Source organism: Halobacillus massiliensis (assembly GCF_900166625.1).
Taxonomy (GTDB): Bacteria; Bacillota; Bacilli; order Bacillales; family Halobacillaceae; genus Halobacillus_A; species Halobacillus_A massiliensis.
In genome coordinates this window covers 2,517,037-2,535,538 of sequence record NZ_LT800499.1, presented here as the reverse complement: position 1 = coordinate 2,535,538, position 18,502 = coordinate 2,517,037, and the positions used below count along the sequence as shown (strand labels likewise).

The 18,502-nt window shown below is 40.0% G+C and carries 15 protein-coding genes; 11 read left to right on the top strand and 4 right to left on the bottom strand.

The features are described 5' to 3' along the window. Positions 1 to 13: 13 nt before the first annotated feature. Both dapD and B7E06_RS12640 read left to right on the top strand, forming a co-directional pair. On the top strand, positions 14 to 733 hold the full coding sequence (gene dapD / locus B7E06_RS12645; protein ID WP_082234337.1) for a 2,3,4,5-tetrahydropyridine-2,6-dicarboxylate N-acetyltransferase: 720 nt from the start codon (positions 14 to 16) through the stop codon (positions 731 to 733). Between the two features lie 63 nt (positions 734 to 796). Beyond that, positions 797 to 1,912: an N-acetyldiaminopimelate deacetylase gene (locus B7E06_RS12640; protein ID WP_082234336.1), complete on the top strand. Its 1,116-nt coding sequence runs from the start codon at positions 797 to 799 to the stop codon at positions 1,910 to 1,912. Positions 1,913 to 2,318: 406 nt separating this feature from the next. Here B7E06_RS12640 and B7E06_RS12635 read toward each other — a convergent pair whose 3' ends face one another. After that, entirely contained in the window at positions 2,319 to 3,161 is an 843-nt protein-coding gene (locus B7E06_RS12635) for a mechanosensitive ion channel family protein (RefSeq protein ID WP_082234335.1), read from the bottom strand. A 407-nt stretch (positions 3,162 to 3,568) separates the two neighbouring features. On the opposite strand from B7E06_RS12635, the gene B7E06_RS12630 reads away from it, so the two are divergent. From B7E06_RS12630 to B7E06_RS12595, 8 genes are all read left to right on the top strand, one after another. Beyond that, positions 3,569 to 4,111: a peroxiredoxin gene (locus tag B7E06_RS12630; protein ID WP_082234334.1), complete on the top strand. Its 543-nt coding sequence runs from the start codon at positions 3,569 to 3,571 to the stop codon at positions 4,109 to 4,111. Positions 4,112 to 4,203: 92 nt separating this feature from the next. Next, positions 4,204 to 4,656, top strand: coding sequence for a TlpA family protein disulfide reductase (locus B7E06_RS12625; protein ID WP_082234333.1), 453 nt, complete (start codon positions 4,204 to 4,206; stop codon positions 4,654 to 4,656). Between the two features lie 240 nt (positions 4,657 to 4,896). Further along, on the top strand, positions 4,897 to 6,651 hold the full coding sequence (locus tag B7E06_RS12620; protein ID WP_082234332.1) for an ABC transporter ATP-binding protein: 1,755 nt from the start codon (positions 4,897 to 4,899) through the stop codon (positions 6,649 to 6,651). Positions 6,652 to 6,669: 18 nt separating this feature from the next. Continuing rightward, positions 6,670 to 8,502 (top strand): ABC transporter ATP-binding protein, encoded by a 1,833-nt coding sequence (locus B7E06_RS12615; protein ID WP_082234331.1) that lies wholly within the window; start codon positions 6,670 to 6,672, stop codon positions 8,500 to 8,502. A 216-nt stretch (positions 8,503 to 8,718) separates the two neighbouring features. Continuing rightward, on the top strand, positions 8,719 to 10,080 hold the full coding sequence (locus B7E06_RS12610) for a cytochrome ubiquinol oxidase subunit I (RefSeq protein WP_082234330.1): 1,362 nt from the start codon (positions 8,719 to 8,721) through the stop codon (positions 10,078 to 10,080). Then, positions 10,080 to 11,093, top strand: coding sequence for a cytochrome d ubiquinol oxidase subunit II (locus tag B7E06_RS12605; RefSeq protein ID WP_179134134.1), 1,014 nt, complete (start codon positions 10,080 to 10,082; stop codon positions 11,091 to 11,093). The genes B7E06_RS12610 and B7E06_RS12605 overlap by 1 nt, the downstream gene beginning before the upstream one ends. 957 nt (positions 11,094 to 12,050) lie before the next feature. Further along, positions 12,051 to 12,716, top strand: coding sequence for a potassium channel family protein (locus tag B7E06_RS12600; protein ID WP_082234328.1), 666 nt, complete (start codon positions 12,051 to 12,053; stop codon positions 12,714 to 12,716). A 136-nt stretch (positions 12,717 to 12,852) separates the two neighbouring features. Next, positions 12,853 to 14,574, top strand: coding sequence for a pyruvate oxidase (locus tag B7E06_RS12595; protein WP_082234327.1), 1,722 nt, complete (start codon positions 12,853 to 12,855; stop codon positions 14,572 to 14,574). Between the two features lie 42 nt (positions 14,575 to 14,616). On the opposite strand, the gene rnjA is transcribed toward B7E06_RS12595, so the two are convergent. Further along, positions 14,617 to 16,284 carry a ribonuclease J1 gene (gene rnjA, locus B7E06_RS12590; RefSeq protein ID WP_082234326.1) on the bottom strand — a complete coding sequence of 556 codons (1,668 nt, stop codon included), beginning with the start codon at positions 16,282 to 16,284 and terminating at the stop codon, positions 14,617 to 14,619. Between the two features lie 3 nt (positions 16,285 to 16,287). Continuing rightward, complete coding sequence (locus B7E06_RS12585) at positions 16,288 to 16,497, bottom strand: DNA-dependent RNA polymerase subunit epsilon (protein ID WP_082234325.1); 210 nt, start codon at positions 16,495 to 16,497, stop codon at positions 16,288 to 16,290. A 418-nt stretch (positions 16,498 to 16,915) separates the two neighbouring features. Here B7E06_RS12585 and B7E06_RS12580 point away from each other — a divergent pair, with 418 nt between their 5' ends. Beyond that, the gene (locus B7E06_RS12580; RefSeq protein WP_082234324.1) at positions 16,916 to 17,689 is read left to right on the top strand and encodes a Cof-type HAD-IIB family hydrolase; all 774 of its coding nucleotides are present in this window, start codon (positions 16,916 to 16,918) and stop codon (positions 17,687 to 17,689) included. A 95-nt stretch (positions 17,690 to 17,784) separates the two neighbouring features. Here the strand turns inward: B7E06_RS12580 and def are convergent, their stop codons facing one another. After that, entirely contained in the window at positions 17,785 to 18,339 is a 555-nt protein-coding gene (gene def, locus B7E06_RS12575) for a peptide deformylase (RefSeq protein WP_082234323.1), read from the bottom strand. Positions 18,340 to 18,502 lie beyond the last annotated feature (163 nt).

The window sequence follows — 18,502 nt, the reverse complement described above, 5'->3', positions numbered from 1 at the left end:
AAGGAGGATACATATGAAACAAATGGATGCAAACGAGATTATTTCGTTTATCTCAAACGCAGAAAAATCAACACCTGTAAAGGTTTATATAAAAGGAAAGGACCTTTCTGGAATTAGTTTTGGAGAAGGGGTGCAAGACTTCATCACTGGAAATACAGGAGTTATTTTCGGCGAGTGGAAAGTAATTGAACCGCTTCTGGAAGAATACAGTGATCAGATTGAGGATTACGTTCTGGAAAATGACCGCAGAAATTCTGCGATTCCTTTGCTTGATCTTAAGAAAGTTAATGCTCGTATTGAGCCGGGTGCCATCATCCGTGACCAGGTAGAAATTGGTGACGGTGCTGTTATTATGCTTGGGGCAAGCATTAACATCGGGTCTGTTATTGGTGAAGGGACAATGATTGATATGAACGTTGTTCTTGGAGGCCGTGCCACTGTCGGGAAGAACTGCCACATCGGTGCCGGCTCTGTCCTTGCAGGCGTCATTGAACCTCCTTCAGCTAAACCTGTTGTAGTTGAAGACGGAGTTGTTATCGGAGCTAATGCCGTAATTCTTGAAGGTGTCACAGTTGGAGAGGGTGCAGTAGTGGCGGCAGGTGCCATTGTTACTGAAGATGTCCCGCCTAATACGGTTGTTGCAGGTACCCCTGCGAAAGTAATTAAAGAAATTGATGATCAGACTAAGTCTAAGACAGAAATTAAGCAGGAATTAAGAAAGCTTGATAATTAAATTTGAGCACTCCAAAGACCTTGCTTTGCTAAAGCAAGGTCTTTGTTGCACACGGAGGAACAAATGAAACGAGAACAGTTGATCCAAATAAGAAGAGAATTACACCGTATTCCTGAACTAGGTTTTAAGGAAATTAAGACCCAGGCCTACCTGCTTGAATTTATTGAAAAACTTCCGCAAAAACATATTACAGTAGAAACCTGGAAAACAGGAATCTTTGTTTATATCGCCGGTACTCATCCTCAGAAAACCATAGGCTACCGGGCAGATATTGATGGTCTGCCTTTGACAGAAAAGACGGGGTATGACTTTACTTCAGAGCATCATGGGCAGATGCATGCCTGTGGTCATGATTTTCATATGACGATAGCACTCGCCGCTTTGGAAGAGCTTGCCCAACGTCCGGCTGAAAATAATATATTATTTTTATTTCAGCCGGCAGAAGAAGGACCTGGCGGAGCAGAACCTATGCTTGCTTCATTACCGATGAAACGCTGGAAACCCGATACTATCTTTGCTTTACACATTGCTCCTGAACTGCCGGTAGGCACCGTATCCTCTAAGTCAGGGCTGCTGTTTGCCAACACGAGCGAGCTGTTTATAGATTTAAAAGGAAAAGGTGGTCATGCAGCTTATCCTCACCATACAAAAGATATGGTCGTAGCTGCAAGTTCACTTGTCATACAGCTTCAGCAAATAGTTGCGAGAAGAGTCGATCCATTAGACAGTGCCGTTATTACCGTTGGGAAAATTACTGGAGGAACGGTGCAGAACATCATAGCAGAAGAAGGGAGACTTGAAGGTACTATCCGCACAATGTCCCCTGAGGCAATGAAAGAAGTGAAGCAGGAAATTGAAAAAATAACGAGAGGTATTGAAATTGCCAATGACTGTGAAGTTTCCATTGATTATGGGGCGAACTATTACCAAGTCTTCAATGACGAAGCTTCTGTTATAAGATTTTCCCGTCTTGTTCAAGAGGAAGGATATACCTTTAAACAGGCTAATGCAGCAATGACAGGTGAGGATTTTGGCTATATGTTAAGAGACATACCGGGCTTTATGTTCTGGCTTGGTGTCGATTCTGAGGCAGGCTTACACCATTCCGAACTGAAACCAAAGGAAGATGCCCTTTTTGTTGGAGCGGAAATTGTAAAGAAGACTTTATATCAATTGTAAGCTAGCTTTAATTTTTAGTTATAGAAATAGGGGCCATTTGGTACAGAAAATCGAGCTGGTGGGAAACAGTACGCTATTCAAGGTTGAACCGTAAGCTTCCTAAGGCTAAGGATTCTCACTTAAAAGGGAAGAGAGTTCGTTTCTCCCGGTCCTTAATGTTTTTTGGAAGTTACTGAACATTAGGTAAGAGAAGACTATTTTCTTTAAAAAAGTTACTGAAACTAAAGCGTTCTGCAATCGTAAAGAGCCAGGGTGAGATCCGCGAGTGAAACGGGCTAGCTCACCGGCTCCCTGAGGAAAGCGAGGCATTTCCCGGCCGTTTTTCTCTTACACCAGTAAAAGGTACCGTCCTCCTGGAAAAATAGAATGAAAAAAGTCCAGCTTTTACTGAAAGCTGGACTTTTCATTATTCTCCTGTTTTAGATACGAAGACCTGGTGAGGATATGGAATTTCGATTCCTGCTTTTTCTAATGCTTCTTTCAACGCTTTTCTTAAATCTCTTTCCACTCCCCATTGTTCCATATTTTTGGTTTTCCCAAGAATACGAATAACAACGTCAGATTCGCCCAGACTTTGAACACCCAGTACATCTGGGCCTTCTACAAACCGGGGGTCTGTCCGGAACTGATCAGCCACTCCTTTAAGAACGACCATAGCTTCATCAATATTCTCATCATATGCGATGCCAATATCAACAAGTGCCTGCATATTGCCGCGAGAATGGTTGCTGACCCCCTCTATATAGCGGTTAGGTACATAGTTTAGAGTTCCATCAAAGCTGCGAATCTTAGTTGTGCGAATCCCTACTTCTTCCACAATTCCGTCATACCCTGCAGTTGTCACATAATCATCTACCTCTACCTGGCGCTCCAGCAGAATGAAGAAACCGGTAACAATATCGGATACTAACCCTTGAGCTCCAAATCCGATAGCAAGACCAATAATCCCTGCACCTGCAAGTAAAGGTCCGATGTTAATATTAATGGCACCTAATATCATAATGATCGCTATAAATATAAGGGCATAGGAGAAAATGTTAACAGAAAGTTTTTCTAAAGTTTTCGTTCTTCCTTCTGAAAGCTTACGCTGTTTTCCCATTTTTGTAAGAGCAGCGCTGATAGCTTTTTTTCCTAAAGGGCCAATTATTGCAAAAGCAATTAAAATAACCAGGATCTTGAGACCGGCCGTAATCAGCCATTCTACTAATACAGTAGGGTTGAAATCAAAACCTTCTTCAAATAAATTCATATACGAGCTCCTTTCGACAATGTTACTTACATATCATAGCTGAAAAATCACGATAATTTCAATTATTTACAGTCTTTCCAACAACATTGGATAGCCCGATATTGTTTTGATGGAAAGAGTATATTTTTGACTGAAAGAATAAAGAAAAAACTAAACGCCTCTGTGTTGGCTTAAATCCCCCATTACCATCCACACAAGCGAATTGATAAAAGCATATCATTTTACTTTACGTTTTTGATCATGTTTAATAGGACATGACATTGTCTATATTAGTAAAGACATACTCAAATAGTCCAGATTAAACTAATTGTAATTTAACATTGACTATTAACTGAGTTCCCGTTATACTGATGGATGTGAAGATTGAATCAATGATCAATGTTTAAAAACATATGGAGGGATTCTTAATGGCAGAACGTATGGTAGCAAAACAAGCACCACGCTTTGAAATGGATGCAGTACTTCCAAACAAAGAATTTGGAAAAGTATCTCTTGAAGAGAACATGAAAAATGACAAGTGGACAGTATTATTCTTCTATCCAATGGACTTTACTTTTGTTTGTCCAACAGAAATTACTTCACTTTCAGACCGCTTCGATGAATTCGAAGACTTGGACGCTGAAGTAATTGGAGTATCTACTGATACTATTCACACACACTTAGCTTGGATCAACACTTCCCGTGAAGATAACGGACTAGGTGACTTAAACTATTCTCTAGCTGCTGACACGAACCATCAGGTAGCTAAAGATTACGGAGTATTAATAGAAGATGAAGGTGTTGCACTTCGCGGACTATTCATCATCAGTCCAGAAGGCGAACTACAGTACCAAGTAGTTAACCACAACAACATCGGCCGTGACGTGGAGGAAACACTTCGTGTACTTCAAGCTCTTCAAACTGGCGGGCTTTGCCCGGCAAACTGGAAGCCAGGTCAAGAAACTCTATAATAGCTTCCAAATAAATTGCTTTTAAATGGTCTAACTTTTACGTTAGACCATTTTTTCCATTAAGGAATGGTACGAAATAAGGAGGAAATAAGATGAAGCTAAGATCACCAATGCCTGAACTACCTGAAGCAACTACATGGTATAACAGTGAACCACTGACTAAAGAAGATCTAGTCGGCGGAAAGCCGACGCTTATCCATTTCTGGTCTGTAAGCTGCGGACTTTGTAAAGAAGCTATGCCAAATGTGAATGAGTTCAGAGATGAATATAAAGAAGATCTGAATGTTATTGCCGTTCATATGCCACGATCTGAAAAAGATTTAGATCTTGATCAGATTAAAGAGGTTGCTGAAGAACATGGGATTACACAACCGATCTATGTAGATAATGCCCATGCACTTACAGATGCATTTGAAAATCAATATGTTCCAGCGTATTACGTTTTTGATGAAGAAGGAAACCTTCGTCACTTCCAAGCGGGAGGCGGCGGAATGAAAATGCTTCGCAAACGTGTAAATCGCGTACTTGGTGTTAATACAAAATAAATATTTAAAAGCTGTCGAGAGATTCTCGGCAGCTTTTTTATTACCTTTTGATAGAGAATGGAGATAAAGGAATGGGGAAGTGTCACACAAAAAAATTAATAAAAAAGCTCAAAAGAACTCTAATGAAGAGAAATTTTGCACATCCTTCAAAAATTTTAAAAATTTCAGTCAAATAGGTGGTAATTTATTTCGATACCCGATATATTAGTAATTACGTTATAAGAAAGGGAGGGAAATCTGATGGAAGTATTTAAAAAGTTAAAATGGTTTTATTGGCCATATAAGTCCTATTTCTTATGGTCGCTTTTTGCTTTGCTTTTTGTTACAGGAATCACGGTTATTTACCCGATCGTACTGAAGATTACGATTGATGAGGTTATCGGTCAAAATAGATATAACTTGATTCCATACATCAGCGCGGCATTCATCTTCCTTATGATTATTAAAGGAATCGCGACATATTATCATCAGTATTTAGGGGAATTCTTTGGAATTAAGTCTGTATATACACTTAGAGACGAACTTTATAAAAAGCTTCAAAGGCTTTCTTTTAAATACTATGATAACGCAAAGACCGGAGATATTATGTCGCGTTTGACGGCTGATGTAGAAGGTTTTCGTTTCTTCCTTTCTATGGGGTTCTCGGAGCTAATACGTATTACTTTACTGATTGTCATTAGTTTAAGCGTTATGTTTTATTTTTCGATTCCACTTGCATTAGTAACTATGGCGGCTATGCCATTTCTCGCAGCTGTCGTTTTTCAATTTGACCGCAGAGTACATCCGGCTTTTCGAAAGATCAGAAAGTCTTTCGGGAAGATGAATACAAGGGTCCAGGAAAACATAAGCGGTATGAATACAGTTAAGTCTCTCTCTCGTGAAGATTTTGAAGTCGGCCGTTTTCTCGACCGCAGCGATAATTACCGCTCTAATTACATTTATACCTCTAATATTTGGGCGAAGTATTTCCCATTAATGGAGTTTATCGGAAATGTAAGTGTGGTCGCACTGCTTGCCTACGGAGGATATCTTGTAGTTGACGGGTCGCTGCAATTAGGAGAACTCGTTGCTTTCTTCAGTCTCGTCTGGTATATTCTTGGACCTTTAATGAACTTAGGATTTGTAATCAACTTATTTTCCCAATCCAAAGCATCTGGAGAGCGTCTGCTTGAAATATTAGAGGCTACAGAAGATATTAAGCAGAAAGAAGGTGCTATTGTCGCAGACCGCCTTGACGGCCATGTCACTTTTGATAATGTTACATTGACTTATATGGAAGATGACGATGCAGCTTTAAAAGACATTAGTTTTGATGCACCTCCAGGTAAAACAGTAGGACTTATCGGCTCTACAGGATCAGGAAAAACAAGTATTACCCAGCTGATTACGAGATTTTATGAGCCGGAAAAGGGCAGGGTGCTGGTAGATGGAAGGCCTGTATCAGACTATGGTTTAAAAACATTAAGAAAAAATATTGGTTTTGTATTACAGGAATCCTTTTTGTTTTCCACGACTATTAAGGAGAATATCGCCTATGGGAATCCTGATGCCGAATTAGAAGATGTTATACAAGCAGCAAAAAGGGCTCAGGCGCATGAATTTATTATGAAAACATCAGATGGTTATGACACTTTACTTGGTGAGCGTGGTATGGGTCTTTCAGGAGGCCAAAAGCAGCGGATTGCGATTGCACGGGCGCTTTTAATAGATCCGGCGATTTTAGTACTTGACGATGCGACTTCAGCAGTCGATATGGAAACAGAATTCAAAATCCAGAAAGCTTTACAAGAAATTATGAAAGGAAGGACGACGTTTATTATCGCCCACCGAATATCTTCATTAAAGCATGCCGATGAGATTTTAGTTTTGGAAGATGGAAAGGTGAAAGAGAGGGGAAATCATAATCAGCTGCTTCATAATGGCGGTCCCTACCAGAGAATTTATGATATCCAGTATCAGGATAAAGAGAAAATCATGAACTCATCGAATATTTAAGCAAGGGAGGTAAAAATTGTGGCACGTAAACCGAAACATGTACCTGAAACCAACAAGCACCTAAACCGGTTTAAATATACACAGGACCAGGCGATTGAAAAGCCGTTTAACTGGGGACAGATGGTTCGGCTTCTCCAATATGTTAAACCGTATTCCAGAACATTAATACCGATCTCAATTATAGCCATGCTTGTATCAACACTTGTAAGGCTTGTTGTTCCAATTTTAATTGGCCGAGTGGCAATAGATGTAGCGATTGCTGATGGAAATACCAATCTGCTCATTCAGCTTGTTGTTGGGATCGCCATTCTTTACTTATTAAGCTACATTGCCAATGTTCTGAGGATAAAATACGTAAATATTCTGGGACAGAACGTGATCTACGATTTACGCCAGCATTTGTTTTCCCATGTCCAGCGGTTAAGTCATAACTTTTTTGATAAGCGTTCGGCAGGATCAATTCTTGTCCGGATCATGAATGATATTCACTCGCTGCAGGAGCTCTTCACCAATGGAATTATTAATGTCTTGATGGACATTGTCATGTTGACTGGAATTATAGTGATACTATTTGCTTTAAGTCCTAAGCTCGCCATTGCGATTCTCGTCATCATGCCGATAATGTTTTATATCTCGACAAAACTCCGCCGTAACATCCGACGCTCATGGCAGCAAGTACGTATTCAGCAGTCCCGCCTGAACTCCCATTTAAATGAAAGTCTCCAGGGAGTTCGTATTACTCAGTCATTCTCACAGGAAAGAGAGAATGCGGAATACTTTGATGGAGTTAATACAGATAACTTTCAATCGTGGAATACAGCTACTAGAAAGAGTGCAATGTTTCGACCGTTTGTGGAAATGAGTAATGCGGTTGGTACAGTAATCCTCATTTCATACGGTGCATTTTTAATACTGCAAGGAGATATTACGAACGGTACATTTGTTACTTTTGCTTTTTTTCTTGGTATGTTCTGGGAACCGATATCCAGGCTTGGCCAGATGTACAATCAGCTCTTAATGGCTATGGCTGCTTCTGAACGAATATTTGAATTTCTTGATGAGAAACCAAATGTAAAAGAAAAAGACAATGCCGAAGAATTAAAAGACATGCAGGGAGAAATTGATTTTGACCATGTTCAGTTCGCGTACGATAATAAGCAGATTGCTTTGCATGATATTAGCCTCCATATGCACGCCGGGGAAACCGTAGCACTTGTCGGACATACCGGTTCTGGAAAATCAACCATTGCTAACTTAATCAGCCGCTTTTATGATCCTACAAAAGGCGCAGTTAAGATTGATGGCCACAATTTACAGGATGTTACAATTGATAGTGTGCGTCAGCAGATTAGCGTAGTGCTACAAGATACGTTTATCTTTTCCGGTACAATCATGGAAAATATTCGATTTGGTCGTCCGACAGCTTCTGATGAAGAAGTTATGGAAGCAGCTAAGGTAGTAGGCGCAGATGAATTTATCCAGCGTCTAAGTAGCGGTTATGAAACAGAAGTAGAGGAAAGAGGCAGCATTCTTTCGGCAGGAGAACGACAGCTTTTATCTTTTGCTAGAGCACTGCTTGCCAATCCACGAATTTTAATACTGGATGAAGCTACTGCAAGTATCGATACAGAAACAGAGATGAAAATCCAAGATGCTCTCCGTAGATTGCTAAAAGGACGAACAGCCATTATTATCGCCCACAGACTGTCAACAATAAGAGAAGCGGATTCGATATATGTTCTTGAGCAGGGCAGAATATTAGAACATGGTTCTCATGACGAACTGATGGAGCAAAAAGGTGAGTATTTTGAATTAGTTAAGGCACAATTTCAAATGCTTGATGCAATATAAAGAGCCGCTGTTAATAAACAGCGGCATTTTTTTGTGCGCATTGTGGTATAGGACTGGTAGATAAATCTTTTCTTTCGACAAATGGTTCTTTGATCCGTTAAAATAATTATAAATAAAGTTTGTGAAGTTTGTCACAAAATAGTCATCACTGGAGAAAATATAAAACGCTGCCACGTTTTATAATGAGTGAGAAAGTTTTAAATGGGGGGAATGAAAATGTTTTTTGATGATCCGGTATTAATGAGCCGTCTCCTAACAGCCCTGACGCTTATTTTTCATATTATCTTCGCTACTGTCGGCGTTGGAATTCCAGTAATGATTTCTATTGCCGAACTCATTGGTATTAAAAAGAAAGATCAGCATTTACAGCTGCTTGCACGACGATGGACGAGAGGAATGACAGTGACTATTGCCGTGGGAGTTGTTACCGGTACGGCAATTGGTCTCCAGCTATCACTCCTGTGGCCAAACTTTATGCAGCTGGCAGGTAACGTAATCGCCCTTCCATTATTTATGGAAGTTTTTGCTTTTTTCTTTGAAGCTATATTCTTAGGAATTTACTTGTATACATGGGACCGATTTAAGAAGCCGATTTATCATTGGCTGCTTTCCATACCAATAATTCTTGGTTCCACCATGTCTGCTTTTTTCATTACAACAGTAAATGGTTTTATGAACACCCCTCAAGGTTTTGAAATGAATGGAGACAACCTTTCAGCTATCAGCCCGCTGGCTGCGATGTTTAATCCAGCTACTCCTACTAAGGTTTTTCACGTCGTTTCTTCTGCTTATTTAACATCAGCGGCGATTCTGGCCACAATCGCTGCCGTTATGATATTAAAGAAAAAAGGATCCGAGTATCACAAAAAAGCTCTAAAGCTGACAGTGTCTGCCGTTTTTATTTTTGCTCTACTGACCGCTGTAGCAGGCGACTTATCGGCAAAATTCCTGGCTGAACACCAGCCTGAGAAATTAGCTGCTGGTGAGTGGCATTTTGAAACAGAAGAGGGAGCAGATTTAGTTTTGTTCGGTTATATCGATGAAAATAATGAACCACAGGCTGCTTTGCGGATACCGGGAGCATTAAGCTTTTTAGCTCACGGTGATTTTAATGCCGAAGTAGAAGGACTTAATGAAACACCCGTAGATGAACAGCCTCCATTATGGATTCATTATATGTTTGATTTAATGGTATCTATCGGCTTTTACCTGCTGGGGATATCAGCCTTATTTCTTCTATTTTGGAAGGTGAAAAAATGGAATGAAGAAAATCGTTGGCTGCTTTATGCTCTTGCAGCTGGAGGACCACTAGCGATGCTTGCCATTGAATTTGGATGGCTCTTTGCGGAGGAAGGACGTCAGCCTTGGATATTAAGAGGATTTATGACAGTAACAGAAGCGGCTACCACGTCAGACCATGTTGGACTGATGTTCATATTATTTATCGGGTTGTACACCATTCTTGGTGCCGGCTGTTTAACTGTTTTAAGAAAAATGTTTAAAAATCACCCGGCTGAGGCTGAATTTGAAGCCCGCTATCCTGATGAAGCGGCAGCTGCAGGGGAGAGTGAACGATGATGAGCTACGAATATATTGGCATTACCGTGCTTTGGATATTTCTTTATGGTTATTTAATTGTGGCTTCTGTCGATTTTGGAGCCGGCTTTTATGCCTATTATGCAAAATTGACGAAAAAAGATCACATTATGAATCAGCTGATTTCCAGATATCTTTCTCCTGTATGGGAAGTAACCAACGTATTCTTTGTTTTCTTTTTTGTAGGGATTGTCGGTTTCTTTCCCGACTCAGCCTTCTATTATGGGCAGGCTTTGTTAATACCCGGCAGTATAGCGATTGTCCTGCTGGCGATCCGCGGCTCCTTTTATGCTTTTGAAAATTATGGCTCTAAAGATAACCACTTATATATGTTCCTTTACGGAGCAACGGGATTGTTGATTCCGGCCTCGCTTTCAACAACATTAACAATTTCTGAAGGAGGCTTTATTAAAGAAACGGCTGATGGGGTACAGCTCCTTTATGGAGAGCTGTTTACAAGCCCGTATTCCTGGAGTGTAGTATTACTGGCTATCGTTTCCGTGCTCTATATCAGTTCAATGTTTCTTGCGTATTATGCTTCTAAAGCCAATGACCAGCCAGCTTTAGAGCAGGTTCGAAAATTTGCACTGTTTTGGAGTTCTCCTACGATAATCGCAAGTTTAACTACTTTTATTGCACTCAGCCAGCACAATCCGGAGCACTACCAGAAAGCAATTGATCTATGGTGGGTGTTTGGTTTATCCGTCGCTTTCTTTATGGTTGCTGTTCTTTTAATTTACTTTAAAAAATATTATGGATGGGCCTTTTGTGCAGTGATGCTTCAATTCTTCTTTGCCTTTTTTGGATATGGAGCCTCTCACTTGCCATATATCTTACAGCCGCATATTACGGTTACAAGCGGTGCTACAAATGAAACAATGGGTATCACTTTAATTATTGCCTTTATTGGAGGTCTTTGCTTACTGATTCCTTCATTATATTTACTGATGCGTCTGTTCTTATTTGATGCTGATTATGTGAAAGGGAATAAATAGAGAGCAGGGAGTTATTGCTCGGTAGTCTAATCCTGAAAGCTCTCACTGTTGTTTTCTCCTGATTCTCACTTAGAGGGGGAAGAGAGTTCCGTTTACTTTGTTATTAGAAAACCGGGGCCTGGTGTGGGGAAAGACTCGCTTTCCATGGGCGAATGGTGAGCTTCCTCAGGCTAAAGCTTTCGGGATCTCACACTTGTTCTATACTCCTATAAAGGTTTCATAGATTAAGGAGATTATTGTTCCGTTTGCCTTGATATAGAAAACCGGGCCTGGGGAAACAACTCGCTTTCCATGGGCGCACGGTGAGTTTCCTCAGGCTAAAGCTTTCTGGGATCTCCTCTGTTCTTTACTTCCAAGGAAGCTTTTTTGATTCTCACTTAAAGGGGAAGAAAGTTCCGTTTACTATGTATTAGAAAAACGGGCCTGGGGAAAGACTCGCTTTCCATGGGAGAACGGAGAGCTTCCTCAGGCTAAAGCCTTCCGAGATCTCACCCTCTTCTATCCTCCCATAGGAGTCTCGCCGTTTCCCCTGGCCCTTTATGTTTTTTGGGGTAACGGAACACTGAGTAAGAAATGTCTATTTCCTTACTGAAATTACAGCGTTCCGTTTATACGACCAAAGGTAAAGAGCCAGGATGAGATCCGCGAGTGGAACGAGCTAGCTCATCGGCTCCCCGCGGAAAGCGAGCGATTTCCCAGCCTCTTTTCTATTATTCCAGTAAAATGGAACTGATTTTTCCTTCTCTTAAAGACTTAGTAAGGGATAATGCTATACCTCCTGTAGTGAGATAAAGCCAATGTGAGATCCGCGAATGTAACGAGCTAGCTCACCGGCTCCCTGCGGAAAGGGAGTCATTTCCCAGCCGTATGCGATAATGGCTTTTCAATCTATCTAGTGTTTTTTAGTAAGAGTGTGTTAAAATAACGATACATTTATAGGATGCTGGAGGAGTAGTCATGAAAAGAGATTATGCAGTAATAGGCTTAGGACGTTTTGGCGGAAGCATCTGCCGTGAACTCAGCAGGGAAGGCATGGAAGTTCTGGCAATTGATTTAGACGAAGATAAAGTAAATGAATTTAGAGATATTGCAGCACATGCGGTGATTGCAGATTCTACAGATGAGCACGTGTTAAAGGAACTTGGAATAAGAAACATAGACCATGTAATTGTAGCTATCGGCGATAATATCCAGGCGAGCATGCTGACTACATTAATGCTTAAAGAATTAGGAATTAAAAAGATTACAGTAAAAGCCCAAAATGATTATCATGAGAAGATTTTAAATAAAATTGGAGCCGATCATGTCGTACACCCCGAAAGAGACATGGGCAAAAGAATTGCCCACAATATAATTTCCAATAACATTCTTGATTATATTGAATTATCTGATGACCATAGCGTTGTAGAGGTGAAAGCAGGAAATAAGATGAGCGGCAAATCCCTGGTAGACTTGGATATTCGGGCAGAATACGGATGTAACGTAGTGGCTATCAAGAGACAAAAAGATATAATTGTATCACCCATGGCCACAGAAACCATTAAAGAAGATGATGTCCTTATCGTAATTGGAGCGGATAAAGATATTAGCCGCTTTGAGAAAAACTTAGTAGTCGAAGATTAAAAAATTCACTTTCCTTCAGCCAATTAATGAAGGAAAGTTTTTTTATTAAACTTTTGTCTGGTGATCCCTCCAGGTTTAGAATCTCCTGTTTAAGGAAACTTAATGGGGTAAGTGATTTTTAGAAAGGGTGGACACGTTGAGCGAAAAACGAACCGGTCAGATTTTAATTGATTTACTTATAGATTGGGGAGTCGACCATATTTACGGACTCCCGGGAGATTCCATTAATGAGTTTGTAGAAGATTTAAGAAAAAGACAAGAGGAAATTAAGTTTTATCAGGTAAGACATGAAGAGACCGGAGCCCTTTCAGCTTCATCCTATGCTAAGCTGACAGGAAAGCTTGGAGTATGTCTATCTATCGCAGGTCCTGGTGGTATTCACCTTTTAAACGGTCTATACGATGCCAAAGGTGACAGTGCCCCTGTATTAGCTATTGTCGGACAGGTAGACAGCGAACTTGTGGGCACAGGAGCATTTCAGGAGATCAATTTAGAGAAGATCTTTGATGATGTAGCTGTATATTGCAAAAGAGCTCAAACAGAGGAACAGCTTCCTGACTTATTAAACCAGGCTATAAGAGAGGCGTACTCGAAAAAAGGGGTTTCTGTACTTATTGTTTCGGATGATTTATTCAGCAAGATTAATAATAATGAAGTTAAATTAAGATCAAATGACTATTATGAACCTAAAATACAGCCAAAGCCGACACACTTGGACGAGGCTGCTGAACTGCTGGAACAGGCGGAAAAACCATTGATTTTAGCAGGTCAGGGCGCTGTTCATGCAAGAGAAGAGCTCGTTACTTTTGCAGAAAAAATGAAGTCTCCAATTATCTTAAGCCTGCTTGGAAAAGGGGTTTTACCTGATCATCATCCATATGTATTAGGACAGACTGGACAACTTGGAACGAAACCAGCTTATCATGCTATGAAGGAATGTGATCTGCTTATATTAATCGGTACGCAATTTCCTTATCGGGACTTTCTGCCTGATCATGTTAAGGCCATTCAAATTGATAATAAACCGGAACACTTAGGGAAGTATTATCCTATAAGCGTAGGTCTGGCCGGTGATGCAAAAGAAACTTTAAATGAATTAATTTCAAAGATTTCTAATAACCCTTCAGATGAGTTTTTAGTGAAATATCAGGAAAAAATGAAGCGATGGAGCACTTTCCTTCAAGAAGAAAAAAGGTCGACAGAAGATCCGCTGCATGCTCCTCAAGTATTGTATCATCTGGAAAAGGTGATGAAATCTGAGGCCATTATTTCAGCAGATGTAGGGAACAATACTGTCTGGGTCTCCCGATATTTGCCTTTAGTCGATCAGAAATTTATTATCTCCGGCTGGCTCGCAACAATGGGCAGCGGACTGCCCGGGGCGATCGCTAGTCAAATTGCCTATCCTGACCGTCAAGTAATCGGCATTAGTGGTGATGGCGGTTTTGCCATGGTAATGCATGACTTTTCAACAGCAGTTAAGTATAAACTCCCGATAAAGATGATTATTCTTAATAACAGTAAAATTGGGCTGATTAAATATGAACAAGCTCAGATGGGTCACTTGGATTATGAGACAGAGCTTGGAGGCATGGACTTCGCTAAATTTGCTGAATCATGCGGGGGAGAGGGATACCGTATCCAATCGTATGAAGAGTTGGAAACAAAAATGAAGCAGGCATTTTTATCAGATAAACCTGCCATTATTGATGTGGTCGTTGAAGAGCAGGCTCCTCTGCCTGGCCATATTGATTACCAGTCTGCTGCTAATTTTTCAAAATATATTATTAAAAACTTCTTTGAGAATGGCGATTTGGACATTCCGGATATGAAAGAATCTGTTAAACGATTATTTTAGCATAAAAAAATCCCGCTCGATTATTGAGCGGGATTTTTTAAATCACACTTCCATAATAATTGGAAGGATCATTGGGCGACGCTTCGTTTTTTCAAATAAGAATGGAGCAATCGTATCTGTAATTTCATTTTTAATTTCAGACCATTGAGTCGTCTTACGCTGCATTACTTTTTCCACATGAGAGCTGACGAGCTTCTGTGCTTCCTTAATTAAGTCCTCAGATTCTCTCATATATACGAATCCGCGAGAAATGATATCAGGACCTGAAGCAATCTTAAACTCTTTCATGTTGATACTTACAACTACAATAACAAGTCCTTCTTCAGAAAGAATACGACGGTCTCTTAGAACGATGTTTCCGATATCGCCAATACCACTTCCATCGACATAAACAGAGCCAGAAGGAATTTTACCAGCGATCATAGCTTCATCTTTTCCAAGAGCCAGCACATCACCGTTATCCATTACGAAACAATTTTCAGGATCAAGTCCACAGTCTTCACTTAGTTTAACGTGTTCTTTTAACATGCGGTATTCACCATGAATCGGCATGAAATACTTCGGCTGAATCAGGCGAAGCATAAGTTTCATTTCTTCTTGGCTGCCGTGCCCGGAAGTATGAATGTCGTTTAACGGACCGTGTATAACATCGGCACCTGCACGATACAATTTATTAATCGTACGGCTGACACTAATCGTGTTACCAGGGATTGGGGAAGAGGAAAACACGACTGTATCCTTCGGTTGAATTTGAATTTGGCGGTGAGTGCCATTTGCAATTCTTGATAAAGCGGCCATTGGTTCACCTTGAGACCCTGTACATAAGATCGTTACTTCATGTGCAGGAAGGCGGTTAATTTGGTTTGGCTCGATAAACGTATCTTTTGGCGCACGAATATAGCCTAGTTCCTGCCCGATCCTCACAGAGTTTTCCATGCTTCGGCCAAAAACTGCAACTTTTCTATTGTATTTAACAGCTGATTCTATCACTTGCTGCAAACGGTAAATGTTTGAGGCAAAAGTGGCAAAAATCAACCTGCCATCTACGCGAGAGAAAATATCTTGTATGCTCTGGCCGACCACACGTTCAGATTTTGTGAACCCAGGGACTTCACTATTTGTACTGTCAGATAAGAGGGCAAGTACACCTTCTTTTCCAATCTCTGCCATGCGCGCAATATTCGCTGGTTCTCCAACAGGGGTGAAATCGAATTTGAAGTCTCCTGTATGAACGATATTACCAGGAGGTGTCTTAACAACAATTCCGAAAGAATCAGGAATACTGTGTGTAGTACGGAAGAATGAAACCGATGTTTTGCGGAATTTAATAACATCGTCTTCTTGAATTGTGTGCATTTTTGTATTGCGTAATAAGCCATGTTCATCTAACTTATTGCGTAATAAACCAGCAGCCAGCTTGCCAGCGTATATTGGGATGTTGATCTCACGCAGAAGGTAGGGAATCCCTCCGATGTGATCTTCGTGCCCGTGTGTAATAAACAGGCCTTTTATTTTGTCTTCATTTTGTACTAAATAAGTGTAATCAGGAATTACGTAATCTATTCCTAACAATTCGTCTTCAGGAAATTTAATTCCTGCATCAATGAGGATAATTTCATCTTGAAATTGTACAGCGTATGTGTTTTTACCGATTTCACCGAGTCCGCCAAGGGCGAATACGGCTGTTTGGTCATTTTTTACAAACTTCATGTGTTACACGTTCTCCAACTGGAAATCTTCATTTTGTTTTTCATATTCCAGGTGTTCCTCATTTAACACCTGAATATATTCAATATTAATATTTTTTTCGACTAATTTAGTACGTACTTCTTGCTCTGATTCTGCTTCGACATACAAAGCTTTAGTACGTTCGCGTACAGGAACTTCTTGTGCAAGCTCCTGATACAAAACCTTAAAAACCATTCAACAATCTCTCCTTACTAGATATAAATTCCAATCATTACTGACAATAGTATGACTTGGTATTCGATTAAATTGCAAAGGTGAAATAGTCATTTTCCGCTAAATGACTTTGCTTTTCAAGCATAGCTTTTACGTTCCATGATTTTTTTCCAACGTTTTCTAAGCTTCCTTCTTAGACGCTTCATCATGCGCATCCATCTCCTTTCACCGATGAAGAAAGACACTAAAAACGTTAAACCGGCCAATCCCTGTTATTTATAGTATAATACGGATTGCATCAGAAAGAAACAATTAGCTTAGATCAATTTATATTATCTTTCGTAAAACTTCTCAAATATATCCACTCATGCTACAGTATATCCAATGTTAGATAGAGTCATATACAGAATGGATAAATTTGTTTTTGGGGGAATATTTTATGACAGAAAAAATCGCTTTTTTTGATATTGACGGCACACTTCTAAATCACCAGAAAAAATTGCCTGAGGCTACAGTGAAGGCAGTAAAGGATCTGCAAAAAAGCGGAGTTTACTGTGCGATCGCTACAGGGAGAGCACCATTTATGTATGAGGATATTAGAGAAACGCTTGGAATCGATTCCTTTGTAAGCTTTAATGGTCAGTATGTAGTATTTGAAGGAGAAGTTATTTATAAGAATCCCCTTCCTTATTCTGAACTGGAGAAACTATATGATGATGCCCATTCAAAAAATCATCCCTTAGTTTTTATGAACGAAAAAGGGATGCGGGCGTCAGATCCAAACCATTCATTTATAAGAGAATCTCTCGGTTCTTTGAACTTTGAGTACCCCAAAGTGAATGATAAATTTCATGAAGAAACAGAGCTCTTTCAATCACTTGTTTTCTGTGAAGGAAATGAAATTGATTATTATAGAGATAAGCATAAAGCGTTTGACTATATCCGCTGGCATGAATACTCATGCGATATCCTGCCGGCTGGCGGTTCAAAAGCTAAAGGCATTCAGAAGATGATTGATGCTGCAGGCCTTGAGCTGAAAAACACTTACGCTTTCGGAGATGGATTAAATGATATAGAAATGATTAGGGAAGTAGGCACGGGTGTAGCCATGGGGAATGCAGTAGATGCTGCTAAACAAGTTAGTGATTATGTTACAACTGATGTAAACGATGATGGCTTAGTAAAAGCTATCCGCCACTTAAAGTTATTATAGGAAGTAAAATTTCCAAAATTTAATAAGTAAAATACAGGCTGTAATAGCCTATATTTCCGGACACAAAAAGGACTGCTTAATAAAAAGCAGTCCTTTTACCTGTCTACAGGTTTCGCCTCTTCTGGTTCTTTAAAAGGATTTTCCTGATCAATATGATCATAAAACATTATGCCGTGAAGGTGATCAATTTCATGTTGAAAAACAATAGCCGCGTAATCTTTTAGTCTTATTTTAAGTTCATTTCCTTCTAAGTCAGTTCCTCTGACAGTAATGCGGCGATATCTAGGCACATAACCCGGAACCTCCCGATCTACTGATAAACAACCTTCTCCTGTAGAAAGGTATGTTTTTTCAACAGAGTGACTGATGATTCGCGGATTAAATATGCCGTGGCTGTAAATCTTTCCATTAAGATCTTCAAAATGTACAGCCATCATTCTTTTATTCACATTGATTTGAGGGGCTGCTAAACCTACTCCTGGACGTAACCCGTAGCGGTCACAGACTTGTTCGTCCTGGCTGTTTTTTAAATACTGCAGCATTTCGTTGAGTGTTTCTTTATCTTCATTCGACGGGGGCATATCCACTTCTTCAGTTACTTTGCGAAGAGCGGGATGGCCTTCTCGTACGATATCTTCCATCGTAATCATCTTCGACATCCTTTCTTTAACACATTCCCCAACCATTTTAACATACATGAACTTTCATAAGATTACAGAAATAATCCTTACTTTTCAATTATATTCATTTGGTATACTATGGTATATAGGAATTTACATAATTAGGTAGGTATGAGATGGAGGGGGAAGAGAA

Excerpts from the sequence above, each read along its gene's own strand:
- B7E06_RS12640 (WP_082234336.1), top strand. The coding sequence starts at position 797 with ATGAAACGAGAACAGTTGATCCAAATAAGAAGAGAATTACACCGTATT.
- B7E06_RS12620 (WP_082234332.1), top strand. The coding sequence starts at position 4,897 with ATGGAAGTATTTAAAAAGTTAAAATGGTTTTATTGGCCATATAAGTCC.
- B7E06_RS12585 (WP_082234325.1), bottom strand. The coding sequence starts at position 16,497 with ATGGTTTTTAAGGTTTTGTATCAGGAGCTTGCACAAGAAGTTCCTGTA.
- def (WP_082234323.1), bottom strand. The coding sequence starts at position 18,339 with ATGATTACGATGGAAGATATCGTACGAGAAGGCCATCCCGCTCTTCGC.
- B7E06_RS12635 (WP_082234335.1), bottom strand. The coding sequence starts at position 3,161 with ATGAATTTATTTGAAGAAGGTTTTGATTTCAACCCTACTGTATTAGTA.
- B7E06_RS12580 (WP_082234324.1), top strand. The coding sequence starts at position 16,916 with ATGACAGAAAAAATCGCTTTTTTTGATATTGACGGCACACTTCTAAAT.
- rnjA (WP_082234326.1), bottom strand. The coding sequence starts at position 16,284 with ATGAAGTTTGTAAAAAATGACCAAACAGCCGTATTCGCCCTTGGCGGA.
- B7E06_RS12610 (WP_082234330.1), top strand. The coding sequence starts at position 8,719 with ATGTTTTTTGATGATCCGGTATTAATGAGCCGTCTCCTAACAGCCCTG.
- B7E06_RS12600 (WP_082234328.1), top strand. The coding sequence starts at position 12,051 with ATGAAAAGAGATTATGCAGTAATAGGCTTAGGACGTTTTGGCGGAAGC.
- B7E06_RS12625 (WP_082234333.1), top strand. The coding sequence starts at position 4,204 with ATGAAGCTAAGATCACCAATGCCTGAACTACCTGAAGCAACTACATGG.
- B7E06_RS12630 (WP_082234334.1), top strand. The coding sequence starts at position 3,569 with ATGGCAGAACGTATGGTAGCAAAACAAGCACCACGCTTTGAAATGGAT.
- B7E06_RS12605 (WP_179134134.1), top strand. The coding sequence starts at position 10,080 with ATGAGCTACGAATATATTGGCATTACCGTGCTTTGGATATTTCTTTAT.
- dapD (WP_082234337.1), top strand. The coding sequence starts at position 14 with ATGAAACAAATGGATGCAAACGAGATTATTTCGTTTATCTCAAACGCA.